Annotated in this window: 6 protein-coding genes; 2 read left to right on the top strand and 4 right to left on the bottom strand. The window is 63.5% G+C overall.

Annotation, left to right across the window (positions count from 1 at the left end):
- A partial coding sequence (locus tag EN939_RS14855) for a YicC/YloC family endoribonuclease (RefSeq protein ID WP_127268607.1) occupies window positions 1-842 on the top strand: 842 nt, incomplete at its 5' end.
- Window positions 843-845: 3 nt separating this feature from the next.
- The gene (gene gmk / locus EN939_RS14850; protein WP_013532512.1) at window positions 846-1502 is read left to right on the top strand and encodes a guanylate kinase; all 657 of its coding nucleotides are present in this window, start codon (window positions 846-848) and stop codon (window positions 1500-1502) included.
- A gap of 137 nt (window positions 1503-1639) precedes the next feature.
- Here the strand turns inward: gmk and rsmA are convergent, their stop codons facing one another.
- From rsmA to EN939_RS14830, 4 genes are all read right to left on the bottom strand, one after another.
- Window positions 1640-2479: a 16S rRNA (adenine(1518)-N(6)/adenine(1519)-N(6))-dimethyltransferase RsmA gene (rsmA, locus tag EN939_RS14845; RefSeq protein ID WP_127268606.1), complete on the bottom strand. Its 840-nt coding sequence runs from the start codon at window positions 2477-2479 to the stop codon at window positions 1640-1642.
- A 10-nt stretch (window positions 2480-2489) separates the two neighbouring features.
- Window positions 2490-3518: a 4-hydroxythreonine-4-phosphate dehydrogenase PdxA gene (pdxA, locus tag EN939_RS14840; protein WP_127268605.1), complete on the bottom strand. Its 1029-nt coding sequence runs from the start codon at window positions 3516-3518 to the stop codon at window positions 2490-2492.
- Between the two features lies 1 nt (window position 3519).
- A complete protein-coding gene (locus EN939_RS14835) occupies window positions 3520-4449 on the bottom strand; it encodes a peptidylprolyl isomerase (protein WP_127268604.1) in 930 nt (309 codons plus the stop codon).
- A 99-nt stretch (window positions 4450-4548) separates the two neighbouring features.
- The gene (locus EN939_RS14830) at window positions 4549-6987 is read right to left on the bottom strand and encodes an LPS-assembly protein LptD (RefSeq protein WP_164748861.1); all 2439 of its coding nucleotides are present in this window, start codon (window positions 6985-6987) and stop codon (window positions 4549-4551) included.
- Between the last annotated feature and the right edge of the window lie 13 nt (window positions 6988-7000).

Below are 7000 nucleotides of genomic sequence, written 5' to 3'. Positions count from 1 at the left end.
AAGGCACCTCGATCGCCTGGGAGGTCAAGTCCGTCAACGGCAAGAGCGTCGAGGTACGGCTGCGGCTGCCGCAAGGCTTCGAGCGGTTGGAACCTGCTGTCCGGCAAATACTTCAGAAACGTTTTGCACGCGGCAATTTCCAGGCGACGCTGACCATCGGCCGTGCCGTTGGCGCGCAGGCGCAGCCGGTCGTCAACGAAGCCTTCCTGAAGGACCTTGCTGGGCTCGCCAAACGGCTGCAGGAGCAATTCGGCGTTGCTGCGGCGACGTCGGATGGATTGCTTTCGCTGCGCGGCGTGCTCGACATTCCTGAAACCGTCGAAACCGAGGAGGCGAGGGCCGCGCTCGATGCCGCGGTCATGGCCGCGCTCGAAGTGGCCTTGAACGGGCTCGAACAGGCACGGCAGGGCGAAGGAGCCGCGCTGGCTTTGCTGTTGTCGGGTCATATCGACACGATCGAGGCGCTGACGCTGCGGGCAGAAGTGGATCCATCCCGCGAGACCGCGGTGATCCGCGAACGCATCGCCGAGCAGGTCAGGCTGCTGATGGACGCTTCCGCCAATCTGGATGCCACCCGACTGCATATGGAGGCGGCGTTCCTGGCCACCAAGGCCGATATTCGCGAAGAGATCGACCGGCTGAAAACGCATGTCGCATCCGGCCGGGCACTGCTGGTGGGCGGCGGCGCGGTCGGTCGCAAGCTCGATTTTCTGGCACAGGAATTTAACCGCGAATCGAATACGCTGTGTTCCAAATCGAATGCCGCAGCCATCACCGCGATCGGCCTGGACCTGAAGGCGGTGGTCGACCAGTTTCGTGAACAGATCCAGAATCTGGAGTAGCCGATGGTTGCCAAGGATTTGGGGTCCCGCATACGCCGCCGGGGCCTGATGCTCGTCCTGTCGTCGCCGTCCGGCGCCGGCAAGTCGACGATCGCGCGCAATCTTCTGGAAAGCGATTCCAGCCTCGAACTGTCGGTCTCGGTCACCACCAGGCCGCGCCGTGGAAGCGAGATCGAAGGCGTCCACTATCATTTTCGGACGATGCGCGAATTCGAGCGGCTTCGTGATTCCGACGCGCTGCTGGAGTGGGCCGAGGTGCATGGCAATTGCTATGCGACGCCGCGCGAACCGGCCGAACTGGCGCTGTCCGAGGGGCGCGACATGCTGTTCGACATCGACTGGCAAGGCGCCCAGCAGCTCAAGGAGAAGATGCGCGCCGACATTGTCTCGATCTTCATCCTGCCGCCATCGATGAAGGAGTTGAAGGCGCGGCTGAAACGTCGCGCTGAAGACCAGGAGGCGGTGATCGAGACGCGGCTGAAAAACGCCCGCAACGAGATCGAGCACTGGAAGGAATATGATTTCGTCATCGTCAATGATGACCTTGACCGCGCCTTCGCCGAAGTGCGCGGCATCGTCGTCGCCGAGCGGCTAAGACGCGACCGCCGGCCAGGCCTGTTCGATTTCGTCTCTGGACTGTTGGACGAGAAGACGGGCTGAGACCTCTTCCTTCGCACCGTTCACGGGGAGAAGGTGGCCCGAAGGGCCGGATGAGGGGCGGTGCTGGCATTTCAAGGTTCGTGCTGCCCCCTCATCTGCCTGCCGGCATCTTCTCCCCGTAAACGGGGAGAAGAGAGCTACACGGCATTGGTCAGCCGCACGAATTCCTCGACGCTGAGCGTCTCGGCGCGGCGTGTCGGATCGATGCCGGCGCGTTCGAGCAGGGCCTCGCCGCCGAGGCTTTTCACGCTCTGCCGCAGCATCTTGCGACGTTGGCCGAAAGCGGCTTCTGTGACGCGGCCGAGTTTCTTCACCTCGGCGGGCAGGGGCGTCGGGCGCGGCACCAGATGCACCACCGAGGAGGTGACCTTTGGCGGCGGCGTGAATGCCTGTGGCGGTACGTCGAAGGCGATCCTCGCCTCCGTCCGCCAGCCGGCAAGAACCCCCAGCCGGCCATAGCTGTCGCTGCCGGCAGGCGCGACGATGCGCTCGGCCACCTCGCGCTGGAACATCAAAGTCATCGAGGTGTAGAAAGGCGGCCAGTCGCTGACCGTCAACCAGCGCACCAGCAGCTCCGTGCCGATATTGTAGGGCAGGTTGGCCACGATCTTGACCGGACCGCCATTGCCGGTCGCTCGGCTGGCAAGGCCTGCGAAATCCGTCTTCAGCGCATCGCCGGAAACAACCTCCAGCCGGCCGGGATAATGATCGGACACTTCGGCAAGGGCCGCTAGGCAGCGTTCGTCACGCTCGATGGCGATGACGTGACGCGCGCCGTTGGAAAGCAGGGCGCGGGTCAGCCCGCCGGGACCGGGACCGACCTCGATCACGGTTGCATCGGACAAGTCGCCGGCGGTGCGCGCGATCTTGCCGGTGAGGTTGAGGTCGAGCAGGAAATTCTGGCCGAGCGCCTTCTTTGCCCGCAGCCCATGACGCTCGATCACCTCGCGCAGCGGCGGCAGCCCGTCGATGCTCATGCCCGAGATCTCATACCGCAACCGCCTTCGTGTTCGTGTCGGCCAGCCGCCGGGCAAGCTTCAGCGCCGCTATCAGGCTGTCGGGCCGCGCCACACCCTTGCCGGCGATGTCGAAGGCCGTGCCGTGGTCGGGCGAGGTGCGGATGAAGGGCAGGCCGAGCGTGACATTGACCGCCTCGTCGAAAGCCAGCGCCTTGGCCGGGATCAGCGCCTGGTCGTGATACATGCAAAGGGCCGCGTCGTAGCCCGCCCGCGCCCGGACATGGAACAACGTGTCGGCCGGCAAAGGGCCGAAAGCGTCGATGCCATCGGCACGCAGGATGTCGACCGCCGGGCGCACGATCCGCTCGTCCTCGAGGCCCATGGCGCCGCCTTCGCCGGCATGCGGGTTGAGCCCGGCAATCGCCAGCCGTGGCTTGGCGATGCCGAAGCGGCCGGTAAGGTCGGCGGCGGTGATGCGCGCGGTGGCGACGATCAGCTCGGTGGTCAGTGCCTTCGGCACCTCGGCCAGCGCGATGTGGATGGTGACGGGAACGGTGCGCAGGTCGGGTCCTGCCAGCATCATCACCGGCATCGCCTCGACGCCGCTGTGCCGGGCCGCCAGATGCGCCAGATACTCGGTGTGGCCGGGGAAGCGAAAGCCGGCGTCGTAGAGCGGCTTCTTGGCGATGGGGCAGGTGACCACGGCCGAGGCTTCGCCGGCAAGGCAATCGGCGACGGCGCGGTCGATGGCCTCGATGGTGGCGGCCGCATTGGCCGGATCCGGCCGGCCGGGACTGTCGATGCAGCGGGCAGTCAGTGGAACGATCGGCAAGGCGCGGGCAAAGACCTGCGCCGCTTGCGCTGATGTCGTTTCGACGACCGGCAGCGAAATGCCGAGCAGGCGCGCCCGGGAGGCGATCAGCGCCGGATCGGCGAGCAGGTAGAAGGGGGGCAGGGCGGCAGCTTCGCGCGCCATAAAGGCGGCGATGGCGATCTCCGGCCCAATGCCGGACGGATCGCCGGCGCTCAACGCGAGCGCAGTCACTGCGTTGCTCACGTCAGCGCTTGACGATGCGGGCTTTTGCCTTCAGCTCGTCGACATATTTCTTGCTGAGCGCGTCGGCATCCTTGTCGCCGCCGGAGCCTTCGGCCTGAAACGCCATCTGGGCGACCTTGTCGTCGGACACTTCGCGCGACGAGCAGATGCCGATGAATTCGACGCCGCGTTCGGTTTCGCGCGTGGCAGTGGCACCGCCGACTTTGGTCGCCTTGATCTGCTCGGCCCAGTCCGGCGGCAGCTGCGGCGCCAGCACCCGGCCCAGATCCCGAACGGTGACGTCGATCAGGCCCTTGGCGAATTCGCGCGTCGTGTTGCAGCCGTTGAAGCGGGTGCGCATGGCGTCGGCCTCGCGCTTGCGTTTGCCCAGCGTCGCGCTGCGTTCAGCCGCCGGAACCACGAAGATGACCTGCTGCAGCATGTATTCGGTGGCGCTCGGTTTGGCGCCGCCTTTTTCGAGCATCTTCCTCACGAGATCCTGCTCGCTGACGGCACCGGTGCCGTCGCCGGAACGGTAGCGCGCGCTCAAAGCCTGGTTCCAGGCCATCTGGGCGCGGATGAATTCCTTGAAGTGGCTCTTGGTGACGCCTGACTTCTCCATGACGCCGTCAAGCTGGCTGAGCTGCATCTTGTTGCTCGAGGCAAAGCGCTGATACGCCGCCTCGACCTGTGCGTCGCTGATGCGGATGCCAAGCCGCTTGGCCTCGGCCATACGCAGCGTCTGGTCGATCATTTCCTGGCCGGCATCGCCCTTCTTGCGCTGCAGCTTCAGGAAGGCGGCGCGATGGGCTATGTCGCCGGTGGTGACCGGAATGTTGTTGACGACGTATTTGATCTCGCTGGCGAAAGCCGGCGGCGTCATTGCAGTGATCGACACGGACGTCGCCGCCACGAGCAACGCGAAACCTGCTGAAAAGAGGTATTTCCTCATCGTTGGTATCCCAATTCTATCCCGGTCCCGCCCAATTTCATCTTTCCAGGTGCGCGAAATCCGTGCCAGCCCTATGCGGCGAAACGATGTCGCCGATTGTTACTGGATCGTGTCGATGGCACTGGTCGACGAGCCGAATTCGCCGAGGGTGCGGAACGACAGATTGAAGCCGATGGTCTGCGACACCTCCCTGGTGTTCAGATCGCGCGACTGCGAGTAGGTCATCAGATAAGTGAAGCAGGAATCGTTGTAGGCGAAGCCGACACCGTCCTTGACCAGCAGGCTTTGCTGCAGGTCGTAGGTTCCTGTGCCGAAGACGCGCCAGTTTTCGGCCAGATGCGTGGATGCACCAAGTGTGACTTCGTGACGGTCTTCCGTGAAACCGTACAGCGGCTGGGCCTGGATGAAGGCGTATTTGGCGCTCAGCGACACAGGCAGGCCGGAATAGGCGGCCTTCACCTCGGCACGGCGGACCTCGAAACTCTGTTCGTCGAAACGGCCGCTGACCGAGGCCGCGAAGCCGTTGGGGCTGTTGATGCCGAACAGGCCGACATAGTCGGATTTGGTCGTGTCGAGGCCGGAATTGGCGCCGACATTGACCAGATCCGGCGCGGCAAAGGAGTTCTCGCCGCCGATCTGATAGGATTGGCCGAAAATGGCATTGGTACCCCAGCCATTGTTGTACGAGCCGGAATAGCGGAGGCCGACATTGGCGCGCGAACCGCCTTCGACGCGGTCGTAACCGGAGAACTTGTCGCGCTCGAACAAGGTGGTCGCGTCGAAGACCATGCTTTGGGCGTCTTCGTTGGGCACTGAGAGGCCGCCGACATATTGCTCGTTCGGACGCATGAAGACCTGCGCCATTGGCTCGATGACATGGCTGGACCCGCTGGCCATGGAAAACAGCACCGGCCAACGCATCTCGAGGCCCGCGGTTGCCATGTAACGGGCAAATGACGAGCGCATATCGTCCTGCTCGCCCAAATGCGTTGCCATTCGGTCGATGGCGTCTAGCGAAGCCGACGATGCGTTGAGGTAGTCCACGTCGCCCTGCAGCGCGAGCAACGGCGTTAGCACCAGTCCGCCATCTGTGACGAAACTCCGCTTCCACTCGGCCTCGGCGGTGAGGCGGCCCGATTCGCCTTCGATGCCGCGGACGCGCTGCGTCGGAGTGAGGGCATTGTAGGGCTGGACGAAGGTCTCGTCGACATCGTCGCGGCGGATGACACGCGCGTTGACATTGAGGGACAGCTGGCCGCCGGCCACCGAGGCATCAGGAATATAGGCGTAATCGAGCGACGGCAGCACCCAGGGCTGTTGTCCGCTTCGCGCAGAGATATTGTCGTCAGGCGTATCTTCCTGCACATCGAAATGCATGGCGCGCACGTCGAAATAGTTGCGGCCGTTGAGACCCGTCAAGTAGACCGACGACTGGTGGACGCTGCTATTGTACTTGTCGATGCCGTAGGTGTTCGAGAAGTTCTTGTCGGTCTGCAGCAGCACGTCCCAGCCGAAGTTCCAGCGTGAGTTGATGGCGAACTGCCCCTGGGTACCCATCATGCCGCGGAATTTGTTGGGATCGCCGGCGCTGCCCGAATTGACGTTGTGGCCAGAGCTGGATGGGAAGGCAGTAGTGTCGAGGAAGGCGTCGGGATTCTGCTGGTGTATCCCGGCGATCTTCAAGCTGTACTCGCCATTGTCGAAGCGCTGACGCCACTCGGCCTCACCGAGGAAGCCCTGCTTGGTATAGCCGGTGCCGGTGACGGTCAGGTCGTAGGTCGGCGCCAATGCGAGATAATAGGGGACTTTCACGCCGACGCCGAGATCGCTCTTGTAGATGATGCTCGGGATCAGGAAGCCGCTCTTGCGCTTCACCGTCGGGTCGGCAATTTCGAATGCAGGCAGATAGGCAAGCGGAAAACCGAAGAACTCGAAATTCGCATTCTCGAAGCGAACCGTCTTCTTCTCGCCGTTCCAGATGATCTTCTTGGCCTTGACGCGCCAGGTCGGCGCTTTGTCCGGCTTATCCTCGCACGGCTCGCAGGCGGTGTAGACGCCATTGTGGAAGGTGGTCAGCACGCCGCCCATGCGTTCTGCGCTTTCGGCGGCGAAATAGGCCTTGTCGATGGTTTCGACCCGCAACGCATTGACGAAGCCGTCGGCGAAGTCATCGGTGATGTCGATATGTTGCGAATTGATCTTGGTGCCGTCGCTGTTGATAACTTCGACGTTGCCGCTCGCGACCATCCGCTTGGTGTTGCGGTTGTATTCGACGCGCTGGGCGACAAGGCGATTGCCACCATAGTCGATCTGCACACCGCCGACGGCGGTCACGGTCTGGTTGTCGTTGTTGTAGACCAGCGTATCGGCCGCCAGCAGCATTTGCGAGCCGGCCGGAACCGATGTCGCCATGTCGCCGACGTCCTGCGCAAGCGCCGGTGCCGGAACGGCGTAGGCAAGCACGCACGCCAAGGCGGTCGCCGCATAGAGGCGCGCCAAACCGGCCTGCCTGTTGCTGGGCAAAAACGCCTCCCTCACTAGCCGTCTTCCT

It is taken from the genome of Mesorhizobium sp. M7A.F.Ca.CA.002.05.1.1 (assembly GCF_003998335.1).
Classification (GTDB): Bacteria; Pseudomonadota; Alphaproteobacteria; order Rhizobiales; family Rhizobiaceae; genus Mesorhizobium.
Note: the sequence above shows the minus strand (reverse complement) of the source record. Positions and strands in the feature narration are given on the sequence as shown.

What these genes read in the sequence shown, in the direction of transcription:
- EN939_RS14835 (WP_127268604.1), bottom strand. Translation starts at nt 4,449, where the DNA reads ATGAGGAAATACCTCTTTTCAGCAGGTTTCGCGTTGCTCGTGGCGGCG.
- gmk (WP_013532512.1), top strand. Translation starts at nt 846, where the DNA reads ATGGTTGCCAAGGATTTGGGGTCCCGCATACGCCGCCGGGGCCTGATG.
- rsmA (WP_127268606.1), bottom strand. Translation starts at nt 2,479, where the DNA reads ATGAGCATCGACGGGCTGCCGCCGCTGCGCGAGGTGATCGAGCGTCAT.